This is a genomic window from Streptomyces diacarni (genome assembly GCF_003323715.1).
GTDB lineage: Bacteria > Actinomycetota > Actinomycetes > Streptomycetales > Streptomycetaceae > Streptomyces > Streptomyces diacarni.
Genome location: NZ_QOIN01000014.1, coordinates 1 through 1,400 on the forward strand (window position 1 = coordinate 1; position 1,400 = coordinate 1,400).

Annotated in this window: 1 protein-coding gene; it reads left to right on the forward strand. The window is 69.4% G+C overall.

Translation table 11 applies throughout. The annotated features are described in order from the left end of the window. Nucleotides 1-171: 171 nt before the first annotated feature. A complete protein-coding gene (locus DTL70_RS00075) occupies nt 172-1,377 on the forward strand; it encodes an IS110 family RNA-guided transposase (RefSeq protein ID WP_425470292.1) in 1,206 nt (401 codons plus the stop codon). The last annotated feature ends 23 nt before the right edge of the window (nt 1,378-1,400 follow it).

Genomic DNA, 1,400 nt, shown 5'->3' on the forward strand with positions numbered 1-1,400 from the left:
CCCCCTGTCGAACAGATGATCCGGGGGGTGGTGCCACCGGCCCTGGAGGCACCGTGAGACCGCTGATAGAGGCAAGGCCACCGCCCCGCCGGGGCGGGAGGGTCTGCGTAACGTGGATGCCGGCTGGGCGGTGCCGCAGGTGAGGCTGGGACGGAAGGAACGAACAGGAGCATCGTGACCACACCCGAGGGCATCGGCGTCTTCGTGGGCCTGGACGTGGGTAAGGGGGAACACCACGCGCACGCCCTGACTCCGGCCGGGAAGACGGCGTTCGACAAGCGGCTGCCCAACAGTGAGGCCAAACTCCGCGAGGTCTTCACCAAGCTGGCCGCCAAGCACGGCACCGTACTGCTGGTCGTGGACCAGCCCGCCTCGATCGGCGCCCTGCCCCTGGCCGTCGCCCGGGACACCGGCTGTCAGGTGGCCTACCTGCCCGGACTGACCATGCGACGGATCGCCGACCTCTATCCGGGCGAGGCCAAGACCGATGCCCGCGACGCACAGGTGATCGCGGACGCGGCCCGCACTATGCCCCACACGCTGCGCGATCTGGCACCCGACGATGAGACCACCGCTGCCTTGCAGCTCATCGTCGGTCACGATGACGACCTGGCCGCAGAGGCCACCCGCTTCCGCAACCGGCTGCGCGGCCTGCTCACCCAGATCCACCCCGGCCTGGAGCGTGTCCTGGGCCCCCGCCTCGACCATCCGGCCGTCCTGCGGCTCCTGGAACAGTTCGGCTCCCCAGCCGCACTGCGCAAGGCCGGACGCCGTCAACTGATCAACCTTGCCCGGTCCAAGGCCCCGCGCATGGCCGAACGCCTCGTGAGCGACATCTTCACCGCCCTGGACGAGCAGACCGTGGTGGTGCCCGGCACTGACGCCGCCGCGATCGTCCTGCCCAACCTCGCCGCCAGTCTGCGCACCACCCTCGAACAGCGCCGGGCCGTCGAGCACGAGATCACCACCCTGCTGGAGGCCCACCCTCTTCACAAGGTCCTGACGTCGATGCCCGGCATCGGCGTCAGGACCGGTGCCCGCATCCTGATCGACGTCGGTGACGGCTCCGCCTTCGCCAGCGCCGCCCACCTGGCCGCCTACGCGGGCCTTGCTCCCGCCACCCGCAACTCCGGCTCCTCCATCCGCGGTGAACAGCCGTCCCGGCGGGGGAACAAACAGCTCAAACGCGCCTTCTTCCTCGCCGCGTTCGCTTCCCTGAGCCACCCACCCTCGCGCACCTACTACGACAAGAAGATCAAACAGGGCAAACGCCACGGCCAAGCCCTCCTCTGCCTCGCCCGACGACGCGCCGACGTGCTCTTCGCCATGCTCCGCGACGGCACCCTCTACCAACCGCCAACACCTTCAACGGCTTGACCAAACCCATAGAGGCACCCCCC